The organism is Streptomyces sp. NPDC031225, assembly GCF_055570355.1.
The window spans coordinates 292,314-309,645 of sequence record NZ_JBVIHJ010000008.1; the positions used below are offsets into that span (position 1 = coordinate 292,314).

Here is a 17,332-nt window from a genome sequence, read left to right on the forward strand (position 1 = left end):
CATTGACATGGGAAATCGCCTGCCCCTGGGCATGATTGACGGATCGTCGGCAAGCCGGTACCACTGACGCACGCCCGGCCCCGCACGGCTCATCGAGCCCGACCGTCCCAGGAGGCTGCATTGCGAGGATCCACGCCCGACCCCAACAGAGCCCCCGGCCCCGCCAGGAGAGTGGTCGGCACGCTGGCCGGCGCGGCGCTGCTGCTGCCCCTGCTCGGCGCCGCCCCGTCCGAGGCGGGCCCGTCCGTGTCCGCGGGCTCCTCGGCGGGCCTCCAGCGGGCCTTCGCCTCGGCCGCCGCCGAGTACCACGTGCCGCAGAGCGTCCTGCTCGGCGTCTCCTATCTCCAGTCCCGCTGGGACGGCCACGCCGGGGCGCCGAGCGTCACCGGCGGCTACGGTCCGATGCACCTCACCGACGCCCGTACCGCACTCGCCTCGGCACCGCACCACAGCGAGGGCACGGAGGACGCCCGCGGTGACAACGCCCGCGCCGCCCTGCTGCCCGAGACGAGAATTCCGGCGAGTACCGACATCCCGGCCCGGCTGGAGACCCTGCCGAAGGCGGCCGGACTGACCGGTCTGAGCGCCGGGGAACTGCGCACCGATCCCGCGGCGAACGTCGCCGGCGGGGCCGCGTTGCTGGCCGCCGCCCAGAAGGAGCTGGGCGAGCCGCTGAGCCAGGACCCTGCCGACTGGTACGGCGCGGTGGCCCGTTTCTCCGGCGCGGACGACAGCGCGACGGCGGCGGCGTACGCGAACGACGTCTACGAGGTGCTCCGCACCGGCGAGGAACGCACCACCGACGCCGGCCAGCAGATCGCCCTGGCCGCCCAGCCGAAGCTCGCCCCCGACACAGCCCAGCTCGCCCGGACGGGGCTGCGCACGGCGGGCGGCGGCGACACCGAGTGCCCGAAGACGGTGTCCTGCGAGTGGATCCCGGCGCCGTACGAGGAGTTCGGGAACAACGACTACGGCAACCACGACCTGGGCGACCGCCCGGCGTCGCAGAGCATCAAGTACATCGTCATCCATGACACGGAGGGCGCCTGGGAGGGTGTCCTCAACCTGGTGCAGGACCCGACCTATGTGTCGTGGAACTACACCCTGCGCTCGACCGACGGTCATATCGCCCAGCATGTGAAGGCGAAGGACGTGGCCTGGCACGCGGGCAACTGGTACATCAACGCCAAGTCGATCGGCCTGGAGCACGAGGGCTTCCTCGCGAATCCGGACGCCTGGTACACGGAGGCTATGTACCGGTCCTCGGCGCGGCTGGTGAAGTACCTCTCCGCGAAGTACCGCATCCCGCTGGACCGGCAGCACATCATCGGTCACGACAACGTGCCGGGCCCGACGACGTCGACCGTCTCGGGCATGCACACGGACCCCGGCCCGTACTGGGACTGGCGGCACTACTTCGAGCTGCTGGGCCACCCGTTCAAGGCCACCGCCGGCAAGCGGGGCGGCCTGGTGACGATCCGGCCCGACTACGCGGCCAACCAGCCCCAGTACACGGGCTGCGTCACCAAGGGTCAGCCCTGTGTGGCCCACGGTTCGAGCGAGGTGCGGCTCTACTCGGCACCCGACGAGAGTGCTCCCCTCATCTCGGACATCGGTGTCGGCAGGGCTCCCACGACCGACGTCAACGATTTGTCGTCGCGGGTCTCCACCGGCCAGCAGTACGCGGTCGCGGACCGTTCGGGCGACTGGACGGCGATCTGGTACCTGGGGCAGAAGGCCTGGTTCAGGAACCCGGGGAAGAACCCGACGGCCGTCAACGCCTCCGGTCTCGTCGTGACACCGAAGGAAGGACTCGACAGCGTCCCGGTGTACGGCCGCGCCTACCCCGAGGCCTCCGCGTATCCGACGGGGGTGCCCGCGCAGGCGGTGTCGCCGCTGCCGTACAAGGTGCTCAAGGGCCAGAGGTACGTGGTCGGCGCCAGGGTGCCGGGCGAGTACTACTACGCGGTGACGTTCACGACCGACTCGCACCGGGTCGTGGTCGGGAAGGACCTGTACTACGAGATCCAGTACGGCCACCGGGTGGCGTTCGTGCGGGCGGCGGACGTCGACGTGAAGCGTTCGGTCCGGCACTGATCGGGACGGTTTCCCCCGTGGGGGACGTCCGGCAGGTGGCGGCTCCACCCCTCGCGGGTGCGGCCGCCGGCCTGTCGCCGGCCCCTCCGACAGCCTGTGGCGCGGGGCGGGTTGGCCCTGGGGCGGGGTGGCGCCCCGATGGCGACGGACCGCCCCCGGCGGGTCAGCTCTGCTGGAACAGCTCCGCCGGCAGGGGCTTGAGGAGTGCGTAGAGGTCGTCCGTGATGGGGCGGTCCCAGGCGGCGATGGTCACCTGGACGTTGTCGCTGCGGTCGAACTGGACGCAGGAGATCCGGCTCTCGGAGAGCTTGAGGCGGCGCACGATCAGGAGGTTGTCGCCCTGCATCACGGGCATGTCCTCACCGCTGACGACGGTCACCTCCTCGTCGTTCTCCAGGGCGATCAGCAGCTGGGCCACCTCGAAGGGGACCTGGCCCTCGGGGACCTCGCGGGCCGGGGAGCCCTCGGGGAGGTTGCCGATGATCATCGCGGGGCCGCGGCCGCCGAAGAGGTCGTAGCGCAGGAAGACACCCTGGCAGGTGCCGTCGGGGGCGGGCAGGAGCCCGGCGCCGAGATTGCCGGGCCAGTCGCCCGGGTCCATGGCCAGTACGTCGAAGTCTGGCCCGGCGGGAGTGGCGCGACGGCGGAGGAACGACATGTGCCCATGGTAACGGGGCGCGCAGGTGGTCGGGCTACCGCGGGTGAGCGGACGTTGATCGCGCGCACGGGCGCCGCCGCACCCCGATACGGCCCTCGCCCCCGCATGCTCAATCGCCACGGCCCGCGCCCCTCAGGCGGGATCGGCCACGTCCCTCAGGCCGGTCCTGTCCGTTCCCAGCTTCCGGTAGACCGCAGACAGCAGGCGTACCGCTGTCGCCTCGTCGACGTGCATCTCCTTCGCCGTCTCCACCTCCGTGCGCCCCTGTGCGGCGAGGTTCGCCGCCGTGCGCTCGCGTGCCGTGAGGGTGTCCGTCTCCGTGCTGTGCAGCCGGCGCGGGCGCAGACCGGCGGCGGCCAGTTCGTCGCGCGCGGTGTCGACCAGGCCGTCGGCGCCGCACTGCACCGCGGTGTCGAGGCCCCGGTAGAGGTGTTCCGCGGCCTCGCGGGCACGGCCCGTGCGGCGCAGTTCGGTGCCGAGGGCGACCAGTGCGCAGGCGAGCTCGTATGCGGCCGGGGAGCGTTCCAGGTGGGTGACGGACTCCTCCAGGAGTTTCACGCGGGCCGATCCCGAGGAGACCTCCGCGGCCAGCCGCAGTGCCTGGCCGACGGCGGACGGGGCGCCGAACTGGCGGGCGCGGGCGACCGCTTCGAGGGCGGTGGCGACGGCACGCTCCGGTGCCTCGTGGCTCTCGGCGCGGGCCAGGTGGAGCTGCCAGGGGCACCAGGCGGGATTGCGCACGCCGCGCGGTTCCAGGCGGCGGCCCGCGGCGGCCAGCTCGGCGGCCGCCTCCTTGGGCAGGCCGCGGGCCAGCAGCAGCTCGCCGTACACGGTCTGGGCGTCGGGGAAGACCACGACGGCCGGGAAGGGGGCGTTGAAGGAGTAGTCCTCGCCGACCCGGGCGGCCTCGGCGACCCGGCCGCGGGCGAGAAGGACCTCGATGAGGATGCCCACGGCGTACCAGTGGGCCGGGGTCCCCGGGCCGACTCGCTCGGCGAGACGCAGTCCCGCGCGGACGAAGTCCTCGGCCTCGGCGAGACGGCCGCGGCGGAAGCGGACGTAGGCGAGGAGGGTGTAGGCGAAGGAGAGGTGGGCGCCGCGCCAGCCCTGCCGTTCGAAGTCGGCGATCCCGGCGGCGAAGAGTTCCTCGGTGCGGCCGGGGCGGTCGGCGTACATGAAGGCGAGCGAAACCAGGACGGGTACCTCGAAGCCGCGGTCGGGGTCGGCCCAGCCCAGGCCGCCCGCGAGGGCGCGCTCGGCGTGGTGGAGGGCGACGTGCGCGGGCTCGCCGCGCAGGACCGCGTCCCAGGTGCGCAGGCCGATGATGTACCGCTCGGTGAGGTCGCGGCCGGTGAGGCGGTCGGCGAGTTTGGTGAGGCGGCGGGAGCGCGCGGGGTGGTCGTGTTCGTCGGCGCGGAAGGCGTCCCACATGAACTGTTCGGCGACCATGCGCAGCTTGACGCGGGCGTCGCCGGTGACCTTGATCTCGTGGGCGAGGGTGTCGGACGCCTCGGCCAGGCGGTCGCTGTGGGCGAGGACCTGCGAGAGCCGGTAGACGATGCGGTGGCGCAGGTCGGGTGCGGCGATGGGCTCTTCGAGGGCGGCGCGCAGGTGGTTGACCGTGGTGGCCGGTTCGGTGAGCAGGGAGGCGCTGCCCAGTTCGCACAGGACGGCGGCCCGGTCCTCGAAGGCAGGGGGTTCGCGCAGGGCGCGGGCGAGATAGCTGCGGGCGGCGTCGGGTGCGCCGGAGCGGAGGGTCTCGGCGGCGGCGGCGCGCAGTTGCTGGACGACCCAGGGGTCGCTGTCGGGGTGGGTCTCCAGGAGGTGGCGGGCGGCGGCGGCCGAGCCGCGGCCCTCGTTGACCACGCACCAGGCTGCCTGGCCGTGCAGGGCGACCCGGAACCCGGCCGGGATGGCCCGGTACACGGCGGTCGCGATGAGCGGGTGGACGAACTCCAGGGACTCCACGCCGGTGAGGATGCGCGCGCCGCGCAGCGCGTCGGCCGCGTCGGCGGCCTCCTCGTGGCCGAGCCCGGCGACGGCGGCGGCGAGCAGCGGATGGATCTCGGTGCCGAGGACGGCGCAGGCCCAGGCGAAGCGGACGGTCGAGGCGCCGAGGCGTTCCAGGCGGGCGACCAGGCCGCTGCCCTTCACCGCGGCCGCGAGATCGCGCAGCAGGTGCGCCGCGCTCTCGGTCGGGGCGAATCCGCGGTCGCGCACCTTGGCGGCCAGCTCGACCGTCTCGAAGGGGTTGCCCGCGGTGACGGCCCAGCACTCCCGGCAGAACGCGTCGTCGGCGTGCGCGCCGAGCGCCTCCCGCACGATGCGCGCGACGGCGAAGGCGCTGAACGGTTCCAGGTCGAGCGGGCGTCCGCCGGCCCGGCCGGGAAGTGCCCTGAACGGTTCGGCGTGGTCGGGGAGTTCGTCGGGGCGGTAGGCGACGACGACCAGGATCGGGAGTTCCTCGGCCCGGGGTGCGAACGCGGCCAGCCAGCGCAGCGATTCGGGGTCGGCCCAGTGGGCGTCGTCCAGCACGAGCACCATGGGGGCGCGCAGGACGGCGAGGTGGGTGAGCACCCAGTCGAGTCCGTCGCGCAGGCCCTGCGGGTCGGGCGGCGCTCCGTCGGTGGGGGCGCACAGGCCGAGTGCGGGACCGACGATGTCGTACCAACTGCCCAGCTGTGCGCGGAGATCGGTTTCGGCCGCGCCGGCGAACTGGGGTTGCAGGAGTTGCCGGGCGACATGGAAGGCGACGCGCTGCTCCTGGTCGCCGCCGCGGGCGGCCAGTACGGTGCAGCCCCGGGCGGCGGCGCGGCGGCGGACCTCGGCGAGCAGGGTCGTCTTGCCGATGCCGGCCCGGCCGGCGACGGCGAGCAGGGCGCCGCGCGGGCCCGTGCGGGGTTCGGCGCCGTCCGTGCGCAGCCCGGTGAGCTCTCCCAACGCCTCGTCGATGGCGGCGAGTTCACTCTCCCGTTCCAGGAGAGTCCTTCTGCTGCGCGCGCTGCGCTGCACCATGGCGCACCCCCCGTCACGATGGCGGACCCGCGCGGGGAGCGAGCGCGCACCGTGACCTACAGGCACCTCAGCGTACGCTTCCGACGTGCCGAACGGGCCCTTGTCGGCCCACTCGGGACCTGCCTAGAAGACGAGTTCGTACAGGACGGCGAGCCCGTAGGTCAGCCCGCCGACGGCACTCGCCGCGGCGAGTGCGACGTCGGTGTCCTGTCCCGGGCGGCACACCCCTGTGTTCACCCTCAGGTGAGGTCGAACTCTCCTTCCCGCGCCCCTGACACGAACGCGCCCCACTCCGCGGGGGTGAAGATCAAGGAGGGGCTCTCCGGGCGGCCGCTGTTGCGCATCGCGATGAACCCCTCGACGAAGGCGATCTGGACATCACCCCGACCGCGGCTGCTCGAGTGCCAATCGGCGTTGCTCAGGTCCAGCTCCGGCTTGTCCCAGCCCATGAGCGGCTGCTGCTGGATGGTGGTCTCGGCCACGTCCGTGCTCCTCCCGATTGCGTCGTCCGCGGCCAGCCTAGCGATCCACTTCGGCTGCCGACAGGCCACGTGAGGGGGACCTTTCCGCGGGCATTTCACGCATCCGGGGGTTCGGACCCCACGAGCCACATGGAGAAGAACTGGGATCCGCCGCCGTAGGCGTGCCCGAGCACCCTGCGGGCACCGTCCACCTGGTGTTCCCCGGCCTGTCCGCGGGCCTGGAGCGCGGCCTCCGCGAAGCGGATCATGCCGGAGGCGCCGATCGGGTTGGTGGACAGGACGCCGCCCGACATGTTGACGGGCAGGTCGCCGTCCAGCTCGGTGACCCCGGCCTCGGTCAGCTTCCAGCCCTCGCCCTCGTCGGCGAAACCGAGGTTCTCCAGCCACATGGGCTCGTACCAGGAGAACGGCACGTACATCTCGACGGCGTCGATGTCCCGGCGCGGGTCGGCTATCCCGGCCTGCCGGTACACGTCGGCCGCGCAGTCCTTGCCGGCCTGCGGCGACACCGCATCCTTGCCGGCGAAGAGGGTGGGCTCGCTGCGCATGGCGCCGCCCAGCATCCAGGCCGGCGGCCTGGGAGCACGCGCCGCACCGGCCCGGTCGGTGAGCACCATCGCGCAGGCGCCGTCGGAGGAGGGGCAGGTCTCCGAGTAGCGGATCGGGTCCCAGAGCATGGGCGAGGCCTGGACCTTCTCCAGGGTGATGTCGTGCTCGTGCAGATGCGCGTACGGGTTCTTGAGGGCGTTGCGGCGGTCCTTGTACGCCACCAGCGAGCCGACGGTGTCGGGGGCACCGGTGCGCCGCATGTACGCGCGCACGTGCGGCGCGAAGAAGCCGCCCGCGCCGGCCAGCAGGGGTTGCTGGAAGGGGATCGGGAGGGACAGGCCCCACATGGCGTTGGACTCGGACTGCTTCTCGAAGGCGAGGGTGAGCACCGTGGAGTGCGCGCGGGAGGCCACCAGGTTGGCGGCGACCAGTGCGGTGGAGCCGCCGACGCTGCCCGCCGTGTGCACGCGCAGCATCGGCTTGCCCACCGCCCCGAGCGCGTCGGCCAGGTACAGCTCCGGCATCATGACGCCCTCGAAGAAGTCGGGCGCCTTGCCGATCACCACGGCGTCGACGTCGGCCCAGGTCAGCTCGGCGTCGTCGAGCGCCCTTCGGGCAGCCTCCCGGACAAGCCCGGCGATCGACACGTCCCGGCGGGCCGCGACGTGCTTGGTCTGGCCGATTCCTACGACGGCCACGGGCTCCTTGCTCATCGGGGATCCCCTTCGAGTACGGCGACCAGGTTCTGCTGCAGGCAGGGCCCGGAGGTGGCGTGGGCGAGGGCCCGGTCGGACTCGCCCCGGTGGATGCGGGCGGCTGCCTCGCCGATGCGGGCGAGCCCGGCGGCCATCATGGGGTTGGCGGCGAGGGCCCCGCCGGACGGGTTGACGACGACCTCGTCGCCGAGCCTGAGGGCCTTGCGCAGGACGACTTCCTGGGAGGTGAACGGCGCGTGCAACTCGGCGGTGTCCACGGGCCGTTCGAAGGCGCCCGCCTTCTCGGCGGCCAGGCGGGCGGACGGCGAGTCGGTGAGGTCGCGGACACCGAGCGAGTGCGCCTCGATGCGGTGGTCGATCCCGCGGATCCAGGCGGGGCGTTCGCACAGCTGCCTGGCCCGCTCCCCCGCCGCGAGTATCACGGCGGCCGCCCCGTCGCCGATGGGCGGGCAGTCGCCGGTACGCAGCGGCCGCACCAGGTAGTCGCCGTGCGGAACCGGGCCCTTGAGCTGGGCGCGCGGGTTGTCGGTCGCACGGCTGCGGGCGCCGATCGCCGCCAGTTCCGGCTCGTCCGTGTCGCCCGCGTCGATGAGTGCCTGGGCCTGGAGGGCGGCGAGGGCGACGGAGTCGGGCCACAGGGGGGCGACGTAGTACGGGTCGAGCTGGCGGGTGAGCACATCGCGCAGGGAGCCGGGCGACGACTTGCCGTAGGAGTACACGAGCGCGGTGTCGGCGTCCCCGGTCAGCAGCTTGATCCACGCCTCGTACAGGGCCCACGCGCCGTCCATCTCGACATGCGACTCGGAGATCGGCGGCCAGGCGCCCACGCCGTCCAGGGCGAGGGTGAAGGAGAATGCGCGGCCCGCGAGGTAGTCGCAGGAGCCGGAGCAGGTGAAGCCGATGTCGGCGGCCCTGAGGCCGGTCTGCGCGCGGACGTCGTGCAGGACCGGCATCAGCATTTCCACCTCGGACACGTCCGAGGTGGTGCGCAGGGTGTCGGACTGGGCGAAGGCCACGACGGCGATGTCGCGGGGCCCCGGGGCTGCTTCGCTGGTCACAGAAGCTCCTTGTACGTCTCGTAGTCCGCGTCCGGTTCGCCGGTCGGCCGGTAGTGGTCCGGGTAGCTGCCGCCCTCGCTCCACACCGGCTCGACCCTGAGACCCATGCGCACCTGGTCGTAGGGGATACCTCCGATGCGGCCGTGGAGGGCGAGGTCGGCGCCGTCGAGGGCGATGTGGGCGTAGACGTACGGCACCTCGATGTCGAGGTTCTTCGCCTTGATGTTGACGATGCAGAACGTGGTGACCGTGCCGCCCGGCCCCACTTCCACCTGTTCCGATGTGGCCACGCCACATGTGGGGCACGCACCCCTCGGCGGGACGTACACCTTGCGGCAGGAAGGGCAGCGCTCGCCGACGGCGCGACGTTCGGCGAGGGCGTTGATGTAGGCGGTCTGGGCGCGGCCCGGTGAGTAGGTGTAGTCGAGACGGGCCTGGGCGACGATGCCGTGCACCGGGTCCTCGAACTCGCCGGCGTGGACGGTGACGGCGGATTCGTCTCCGTCGTCCGGCTCGAAGCAGGCGATGTCGGTGATGGCGCCGGTGGGTTCCTCGGCCCAGCGGATGCGGACGCGCATGCCGGTGCGGACGGCGTCGGGGCCCGGGGCGTCGAGGGCGTGCAGCAGGGCGGTGTCGGCGCCGTCGAGCTTGACCAGGACCCAGGCGAAGGGCGTGTCCAGCGGCTGGCCGCGGCGGGGTTCGTGGTTCCACGCCCAGGTGGTGACGGTGCCGGTGATGCCGACGTGGACGAGTTCGCTGATCTCCTCGGCGGTGACGGGGTCGTACTCGACGGGTGGGACCAGGGTGCGGCCGTCGCGGGTCTTGACCCCGAGGACCACGCGTTCACGAAGACCGGTCAGGAAGGCGCTCTGGACGGGGCTGAGAGAGCGGGTGAAGGGAAATTCGACGACCAGGGGGGCTTTGAGCACGTCGGGCATAGGGGGCGTGTCTCCTTCGGAGATCGGTGCGGGGGGCGCCGTTCAGGGGCGCGGGCGGTGACATTTGGGGCTCCGCCGCGTGGGCGCGACCGGCCACAACGAAGCCGCAGCCGTAGACCGGTCCAAGCCGTCGCAGCGCTACGCCCGCTTGTAAACGGCCGGCCTCTTCTCCGCGAAGGCACGGGCGCCTTCCTTCGCATCAGCGGTGTCGAAGATCGGCCAGCCGCGCTTCAGTTCGGCGGCGAGTCCGTCCGCCTCGGTCATCGCGGCCGTCTCGTACACCGACGCTTTCACCGCCTCGACGGCCAACGGCCCGCAGGCGTTGATCAGTTCGGCGATCTCCAGGGCCTTGGCGAGCGCGGTGCCGTCCGGGACGACATGCCCGACGAGGCCGATGCCGGCAGCCTCCTGTGCGGTGTACGGCCGCCCCGTGAGCAGCATCTCCAGCGCGTGGGTCCGCGGGATCTGACGCTGCAGGCGGACCGTGGAGCCGCCGATCGGGAAGAGACCGCGCTTGACCTCGAAGAGGCCGAAGGTCGCGGACTCGCCGGCGACGCGGATGTCGGTGCCCTGGAGCATCTCCGTGCCGCCTGCCACGCAGTAGCCCTCGACCGCCGCGATCACCGGCTTGCGGGGTCGGTGATGGCGCAGCATCGCCTTCCAGTGGAGGTCCGGGTCGGCGGTCAGCCGGTCCCGGTACTGCTCGCCCCCGGTGCCCTTGCCCGCGAGGGCCTTGAGGTCCATGCCGGCGCAGAACGAGTCGCCGGCGCCGGTGAAGACGATCGAACGGATCGAGTCGTCCGCGTCCGCCTCCAACCAGCCGTCGTAGAGGCCGACCAGCATCGGCAACGAGAGCGCGTTCTTCGCCTCCGGCCTGTTGAGCGTGAGCACCAGTGTGGCGCCCTCGCGCTGGATGTCGAGATGTTCGGTCCCACCCATCGCCCGTCTCCCCTCTGCCAGAACGAGAACAGGTTGCAGGAGGCGCCGAAGCACTTCAAGAGTTTTCTGACAGTCAGTCAGATTTCTTCGCGCGAACCCTTCACAGTCAAGCCACCCTTTGCTCTGATGACGGCGAACCGCCACAGAGCCGGACCGCGCCAGCACAGGAGGAACGGTGGAGTACAACCTTGCCGACCTGTTCGAGTCGGTCGTCGACGTGGTGCCGGAACGTGAGGCGCTCGCGTACCTCGACATTCCCGGTACGGGTGCGGAGCGTCGGCTGACGTACGCGGAACTGGACGCCGCGGCCAATCGCATCGGCCACCATCTGCTGGACAGTGGAATCCAGGCCGGTGAGCACGTCGGGCTGCATCTGTACAACGGCGTGGAGTACGTGCAGACACTGCTGGGCTGCATGAAGGCGCGGATCGTCCCCGTCAACGTCAACTACCGTTATGTCGAGGACGAGTTGGTCTATCTCTACCGGGACGCCGATCTGGTCGGGCTCGTCTTCGACACGGAGTTCTCCGGCCGGGTGGCGGCCGCGCTGCCCCGCGCGGAACGGCTGCGGCACCTGGTGCGGGTCGGGGCCCCGGAGCCGAGTGGGCCACCGGCGGTGGACTTCGCCGACGCGGAGGCCGCCGGGTCGGCGCGGCGCGGGTTCCCGGCGCGCTCGGGCGACGACCAGTTCATCATCTACACCGGCGGCACCACGGGGATGCCCAAGGGTGTGATGTGGCGTCAGGAGGACCTGTTCTTCTCGGGGTTGGGCGGAGGTGCGCCGACCGGTGAGCCGGTCGAAGGGCCTGAGGAACTCGCCGAGCGGGTCGCCGCGGGCGGTTCGGGCATCACCTTCTTCCCCACTCCCCCGCTGATGCACGGCACCTCCACGCTCACGGCGCTCATCGGCTTCAACTTCGGCCAACGGGTGGTGCTGCACCGCAAGTTCGAGCCCGTGGAGGTGCTGCGGACCATCGAGGCGGAACGCGTCAACGCCATCTCGCTGGTGGGCGACGCGATGCTGCGGCCCCTCATCGACGCACTGGAGGGTCCGATGAAGGGCACCGACATGTCGTCGGTGTTCAGCGTGTCCTCGTCGGGCGCGATCATGTCGGACACGGTGAGCAGGCAGTTCAGGGCGCTCGTCCCGAACGCCATGCTGCTCAACAACTTCGGCTCCTCCGAGTCCGGCTTCAACGGCACGGCGACCGACGACTCCGGGCCCGAGCGCGGCTTCCGCGTCCGGGTCAACTCCCGTACCCAGGTGGTCGATCCGGCCACGCACGAACCCGTCACTGCGGGCGAGGTGGGGCGGGTCGCGCAGTGCGGACACGTCCCGCTCGGCTACTACAACGACCCGCGGAAAACCGCCGAGACCTTCTTCGAGAAGGACGGTCAGCGGTGGGTCCTGCTCGGTGACATGGCCACCGTCGACGAGGAGGGCGTAGTCACCGTTCTCGGACGGGGCTCGCAGTGCATCAACACGGGTGGCGAGAAGGTGTACCCGGAGGAGGTCGAACAGGCCCTCAAGGCACATCCGGACGTGTACGACGCGCTCGTGGCCGGGGTGCCGGACGTGAAGTGGGGGCACCATGTGGCGGCGGTGGTGCAGCTGCGTGAGGGCGCGTCCCGGATGTCCCTGGACGAACTCCAGACGCACTGCCGCCCGCGGCTCGCGGGATACAAGGTCCCGCGTCAGCTGGTGCTCGCAGAGTCCATCCGCCGGTCGCCGAGCGGCAAGGCGGACTATCGGTGGGCGCAGAAGGTGGCGGTGTCGGCGGACGAATGACGGTCGACTCCCGACCTCGTGCGATTGAACAGAACGTGACGTGCGAACGTAGTGGTGGTGGCAGGCTCGGGCATCGGGCCCTGTTCGTCATGCCGTCGTGGCAGGACCGCACCACCATCGCAAGACAGCACGGAAGGACCACCGGGTGTCACTCTTCACTCGCGCTCGCCAACTGCCGGGTACCGCTGAGGACGATGCGAGAGCGGACGGTGGGGGTGCCACGGGGGAAGAGGTGACGGGAGAGACCGTGGAGGCGACTCGGCCTGCCGAGTCCACCGAGTCCACCGAGTCCACCGAGTCCACCGAGTCCACCGAGTCCACCGAGGATGCGGTGATCTCCGAGGCCGGTGGCGAGACCGGCCCGCCCGACCCGCCCGGCTCCCCGCGCCCCGGCTGGTTCGGCTGGCGCCGTCGCTACCCCCGTACGGCACGCGGGGTGTCCGTGGGGGCGAGCGTCCTGGCCGGTCTGCTGGTGCTGCTGGTGCTGCTCTTCCCCAACCGGCTCGACCACATGAACCTGCGGTCGTTCTTCCGTCTCCCCGTCGAGGCGATCGTCCTGGTGGCCGTCCTCCTCGTGCTGCCGCCCAGGGCACGCCGGATCGCCGCCGTCGTCTCGGGGCTGTTCCTCGGACTGTTCGCGGTCATGAAGTTCATGGACATGGGCTTCTACCAGACCCTGGCCCGGCCGTTCGACCTGGTCTTCGACTGGATCATGCTGGGCAACGCGACGGACTGGCTCAAGGAGACGTTCGGCCGCACCGGCGAGATCCTCGCGGTGGCCGGGGTGATCGTCCTGTTCATCGCCCTGCTCGCGCTGTGCACATGGGCGACGCTACGGCTGACGAACGTGATGTCCCGGCACCGCTCCAGGTCCGTCGGCACCATCCTCGTCCTCGGCACCGTGTGGGTCACCTGCTTCACGGTGGGCGTGCAGTTCGGCGGCGTCCCGTTCGCCACCAAGGGCAACACCGAGTTCCTCGCCAACCGTGTGCAGCAGGTGCGCAACGGGCTGGGCGACGCCCAGGTCTTCGAGAAGCAGTCCGCCGTCGACGCCTTCGCCGCCACCCCGCCCGACCAGCTCCTGACCGGACTGCACGGCAAGGACGTCCTGTTCACGTTCATCGAGAGCTACGGCCGGGTGGCGATCGACGACCCGGCGATGGCACCGGAGATGGACGCGACGCTCAAGAAGGGCGACGCGACGCTCAAGTCGGCCGGGTTCGCGTCGCGCAGCGGCTGGCTGAGGTCCCCCGTGACCGGCGCCGGCAGCTGGATGGCGCACTCGACGTTCCTGTCCGGCCTGTGGGTCAAGAACCAGCAGCGGTACCTGAACCTCACCGGCAGTGACCGCGCGACCCTCACCAGCTACTTCCAGAAGACCGGCGACTGGCGCACGGTCGGCATCGTGCCGGGTGTGCGCAAGTCCTGGCCCGAGGGCAAGTACTTCGGCCTCGACCACATCTACGACTCCACGCATCTCGGCTACAAGGGTCCTTACTTCAGTTGGACGCCGGTGCCGGACCAGTTCAGCCTGGAGGCCTTCCAGAAGCTGGAGCACGGCAAGAAGAACCGTGACCCGATCATGGCGGAGATCATCCTGGCGTCCAGCCACAACCCCTGGTCGCCGATCGCCCACACGATCGACTGGAACGACCTCGGGGACGGTTCGATCTTCGAGCAGATCAAGAAGGAGGGCACGAACCCGACGGAGGTCTGGAAGAGCCAGGACCGCGTGCGCACCGAGTACCGCAAGGCCATCCAGTACTCCGTGGACAGCCTGACCCAGTGGATGCAGCGCTACGGCGACGACAACACGGTCCTCGTCTTCCTCGGCGACCACCAGCCCGTCCCGACCGTCACCAAGGGCTCCACCAGCAGGGACGTGCCGATCACGATCGTCGCCAAGGATCCGAAGGTGCTGGACCGGGTCGCCGACTGGCACTGGACCGAGGGCCTCAAGCCCGCCGACGACGCGCCCGAGTGGGGCATGGACAAGTTCCGCGACCGCTTCATGACGGCGTTCGCGAAGTGACGTCCCGCGCCCGGGGTGATGCCGTTCGTCCCGACGGTGTCCAGGCGGGGGACCCGTCGGAGTGGTGACCGGCGGCGCGCCTCCTGCGGCCGAGGCAGCGCGCCGTTTCCGGTGGTTCCATGCGCGCGAGGTGCCGATGCGCGGCCGGCACCGTCCGCAATGTGCGCCGACCCCTTGCCTCCGCGCGAATCGCCTGGATTACTGATCCACAGCACCACGACCGAATGATCGGTCGCCCGGAATGCGGCGATGGGCGAAAGGGACGTTCCGATGGCTGATGCGGCGGAGCTGCTGGACTCGGGGGAACGACTGGATGCCGAGGCGTTGCGGACGTTGCAGTTGGAGCGCTTGCGGCACTCGCTTCGGCACGCGTACGAGAAGGTGCCGTTCTACCGGGAGTCCTTCGACAAGGCGGGTGTCCGGCCGGAGGACTGCCGGTCCCTGACCGACCTGGCTCACTTCCCCTTCACCACCAAGGCCGACCTGCGCGAGAACTATCCGTACGGGATGTTCGCCGTGCCCCGGGACCAGGTGCGTCGCATCCATGCCTCCAGCGGGACCACCGGACGCCCCACAGTCGTCGGCTACACCGACAACGACCTCTCTGTGTGGGCCGACATGGTGGCGCGCTCCATCAGGGCGGCGGGCGGGCGGCCCGGGGACGTCGTGCATGTGGCGTACGGCTATGGGCTGTTCACCGGTGGGCTCGGCGCACACTACGGGGCCGAGCGGCTCGGCTGTACGGTCGTCCCCGCGTCCGGTGGCATGACGGCCCGCCAGGTCCAGCTCATCCAGGACCTGGAACCCGGGGTCATCATGGTGACCCCGTCGTACATGCTGACCCTCCTCGACGAGTTCGAACGGCAGGGCGTCGATCCGCGCGGCACCTCCCTGCGGGTGGGTGTCTTCGGCGCCGAGCCCTGGACCGAGGAGATGCGCCGCGAGATCGAGGAGCGGTTCGCGATCGACGCCGTCGACATCTACGGACTGTCGGAGGTGATGGGCCCGGGTGTCGCGCAGGAGTGTGTGGAGACCAAGGACGGGCTCCATGTGTGGGAGGACCACTTCCTCCCCGAGGTCGTCGATCCGATCACCGGGGAAGTGCTGCCGGACGGTGAGAGCGGTGAGCTGGTGTTCACCTCGCTCACCAAGGAGGCGATGCCCGTCATCCGGTACCGGACGCGGGATCTGACCCGGTTGCTGCCGGGCACCGCCCGTGTGTTCCGGCGGATCGAGAAGATCACCGGCCGCAGCGACGACATGGTCATCCTGCGCGGAGTGAATCTCTTCCCCACCCAGATCGAGGAGATCGTCCTGCGCACTCCGGGTGTCGCACCCCATTTCCAGCTCCGTCTCACCCGTGAGGGCCGTCTCGACGCCCTCACCGTGCGGGCCGAAGCCCGGCCTGGCGCCGACTCCGGGTCCCGCGACGCGGCCGCGCACGCCATCGCGGCGGCCGTGAAGAACGGCATCGGGGTCTCGGTCACCGTGGAGATCGTCGAGCCCGAGTCCTTGGAGCGGTCCGTCGGAAAGATCCGCCGGATCGTCGACCTGCGTCCCCGCTAACCGGCGAACCGGTCCCTCAACTCCCGCTTCAGGATCTTCCCGCTGGCGTTCCGCGGCAGCTCGTCCACGAACAGGACCCGTTTCGGTGCCTTGAAGTGGGCGAGCTTCTCGCGCGCGTGGTCGAGGAGTTCGGCCTCGGTGACCTCGCCGCGCGGGACGACGACCGCCGTGACGGCCTCGATCCACCGCTCGTCGGGCAGGCCGATCACCGCGACCTCGGCGACCGCCTCGTGCGTGTACAGGGCGTCCTCGACCTGGCGTGAAGCGACCAGCACACCGCCGGAGTTGATGACGTCCTTCACCCGGTCGACGATCGTGAAGTAGCCGTGCGCGTCCCGCACCGCGAGGTCGCCGGAGTGGAACCAGCCGTTCCTGAAGGCCGCTTCGGTCTCCTCGGGCTTGTCCCAGTACCCCTCGCACAACTGCGGTGACCTGTAGACGATCTCGCCGGGTGTGCCGTCGGGCACGTCCTTGCCGTCCTCGTCCACGACCCGCGCGTCGACGAACAGCACAGTACGGCCGCAGGAGTCCATCCGCCCCTTGTGCTCGTCGGGCGCGAGGACGGTGGCGAGCGGGCCGATCTCGCTCTGGCCGAAGCAGTTGTAGAAGGCCAGCTTCGGCAGCCGCTCACGGAGCCGTTCCAGGACCGGCACCGGCATGATCGAGGCGCCGTAGTAGGCCTTGCGCAGGCCGCTGAGGTCACGCGTGGCGAAGTCGGGCCGGTTGGACAGGCCGATCCACACGGTGGGCGGGGCGAACAGGCTGTCCGCGCGGCCCTCTTCGATCAGGTCGAAGAGGCGGTCGCCGTCGGGTGCGTCGAGGATGACGTTGGTCGCGCCGACCGCGAGGTAGGGCAGCAGGAAGACGTGCATCTGCGCCGAGTGGTACAGCGGCAAGGAGTGGACGGGCCGGTCGCCGGCGCTCAGGTCGCAGGCGGTGATCGCGCTCAGGTATTCGTGCACCAGGGCGCGGTGGGTCATCATCGCGCCCTTGGGCTGGGCCGTCGTCCCGGACGTGTACAGCAGCTGGACGAGGTCCTCGCCCTGCGGCTCGGGTCCGTCGTACGGCGGTGTCGCGCCCAGGCGTGCGAGCAGGGACTCCTCGTCGTCCCGCAGGGGCAACGTCCACACGCCGTCCGGAAGTCGGTCCGCGAGGTCCGGATCGGCGAGGACGAGCGTGCAGCCCGACTGGCCGACGATGTACGCGAGGTCGTCCCCGGTGAGGTTCTGGTTCACCGGCACGTGCACCAGGCCCGCGCGGGCGCAGGCGAGGAAGCCGATGAGATACGCGTCGGAGTTGTGGCCGTAGGCGCCGACCCGGTCACCGGGGCCGAGGCCCTGGTCGAGGAGCAGCCGCGCCGCGCGGGAGACGGCCTCGTCGAGTTCCGAGTACGTCCACGTGCGGTCGGCGTACTCCACCGCGACCCGGGCCGGGGTGCGCCCGGCGCTGCGGCGCAGCACCCCGTCAACCGTACTGCCGTGTCCTGACGTCAT

The 17,332-nt window shown here is 70.9% G+C and carries 12 protein-coding genes; 4 read left to right on the forward strand and 8 right to left on the reverse strand.

What is annotated here, in order from left to right:
• The first annotated feature begins 120 nt into the window (after nt 1–120).
• Nucleotides 121–2,097: an N-acetylmuramoyl-L-alanine amidase gene (locus ACZ48Z_RS16790; RefSeq protein WP_468736589.1), complete on the forward strand. Its 1,977-nt coding sequence runs from the start codon at nt 121–123 to the stop codon at nt 2,095–2,097.
• Between the two features lie 163 nt (nt 2,098–2,260).
• On the opposite strand, the gene ACZ48Z_RS16795 is transcribed toward ACZ48Z_RS16790, so the two are convergent.
• From ACZ48Z_RS16795 to ACZ48Z_RS16825, 7 genes are all read right to left on the reverse strand, one after another.
• Nucleotides 2,261–2,755 carry a hypothetical protein gene (locus tag ACZ48Z_RS16795; RefSeq protein WP_468736590.1) on the reverse strand — a complete coding sequence of 165 codons (495 nt, stop codon included), beginning with the start codon at nt 2,753–2,755 and terminating at the stop codon, nt 2,261–2,263.
• 132 nt (nt 2,756–2,887) lie between these two features.
• The gene (locus tag ACZ48Z_RS16800) at nt 2,888–5,770 is read right to left on the reverse strand and encodes an ATP-binding protein (RefSeq protein ID WP_468736591.1); all 2,883 of its coding nucleotides are present in this window, start codon (nt 5,768–5,770) and stop codon (nt 2,888–2,890) included.
• A 239-nt stretch (nt 5,771–6,009) separates the two neighbouring features.
• On the reverse strand, nt 6,010–6,252 hold the full coding sequence (locus ACZ48Z_RS16805; protein WP_328744573.1) for a DUF397 domain-containing protein: 243 nt from the start codon (nt 6,250–6,252) through the stop codon (nt 6,010–6,012).
• A gap of 95 nt (nt 6,253–6,347) precedes the next feature.
• Nucleotides 6,348–7,514 carry a thiolase domain-containing protein gene (locus tag ACZ48Z_RS16810; RefSeq protein WP_468736592.1) on the reverse strand — a complete coding sequence of 389 codons (1,167 nt, stop codon included), beginning with the start codon at nt 7,512–7,514 and terminating at the stop codon, nt 6,348–6,350.
• Nucleotides 7,511–8,575, reverse strand: a complete 1,065-nt coding sequence (locus tag ACZ48Z_RS16815; RefSeq protein WP_468736593.1) for a thiolase domain-containing protein — start codon at nt 8,573–8,575, stop codon at nt 7,511–7,513. Before ACZ48Z_RS16815 ends, ACZ48Z_RS16810 begins: the two co-directional genes overlap by 4 nt.
• Complete coding sequence (locus tag ACZ48Z_RS16820) at nt 8,572–9,513, reverse strand: Zn-ribbon domain-containing OB-fold protein (RefSeq protein WP_468736594.1); 942 nt, start codon at nt 9,511–9,513, stop codon at nt 8,572–8,574. Before ACZ48Z_RS16820 ends, ACZ48Z_RS16815 begins: the two co-directional genes overlap by 4 nt.
• A 138-nt stretch (nt 9,514–9,651) precedes the next feature.
• Nucleotides 9,652–10,452 carry a crotonase/enoyl-CoA hydratase family protein gene (locus ACZ48Z_RS16825; RefSeq protein WP_468736595.1) on the reverse strand — a complete coding sequence of 267 codons (801 nt, stop codon included), beginning with the start codon at nt 10,450–10,452 and terminating at the stop codon, nt 9,652–9,654.
• A gap of 175 nt (nt 10,453–10,627) precedes the next feature.
• Here ACZ48Z_RS16825 and ACZ48Z_RS16830 point away from each other — a divergent pair, with 175 nt between their 5' ends.
• The 3 genes from ACZ48Z_RS16830 to paaK all read left to right on the forward strand — a co-directional run bounded on the left by ACZ48Z_RS16830 (nt 10,628) and on the right by paaK (nt 15,839).
• On the forward strand, nt 10,628–12,241 hold the full coding sequence (locus ACZ48Z_RS16830) for an acyl-CoA synthetase (protein WP_468736596.1): 1,614 nt from the start codon (nt 10,628–10,630) through the stop codon (nt 12,239–12,241).
• A 145-nt stretch (nt 12,242–12,386) separates the two neighbouring features.
• Nucleotides 12,387–14,273 carry an LTA synthase family protein gene (locus tag ACZ48Z_RS16835; protein WP_468736597.1) on the forward strand — a complete coding sequence of 629 codons (1,887 nt, stop codon included), beginning with the start codon at nt 12,387–12,389 and terminating at the stop codon, nt 14,271–14,273.
• A gap of 270 nt (nt 14,274–14,543) precedes the next feature.
• Nucleotides 14,544–15,839 (forward strand): phenylacetate--CoA ligase PaaK, encoded by a 1,296-nt coding sequence (gene paaK / locus ACZ48Z_RS16840; protein WP_468736598.1) that lies wholly within the window; start codon nt 14,544–14,546, stop codon nt 15,837–15,839.
• Here the strand turns inward: paaK and ACZ48Z_RS16845 are convergent.
• Nucleotides 15,836–17,332, reverse strand: coding sequence for an acyl-CoA synthetase (locus ACZ48Z_RS16845; protein WP_468736599.1), 1,497 nt, complete (start codon nt 17,330–17,332; stop codon nt 15,836–15,838). The two genes, paaK and ACZ48Z_RS16845, sit on opposite strands and share 4 nt — an antisense overlap.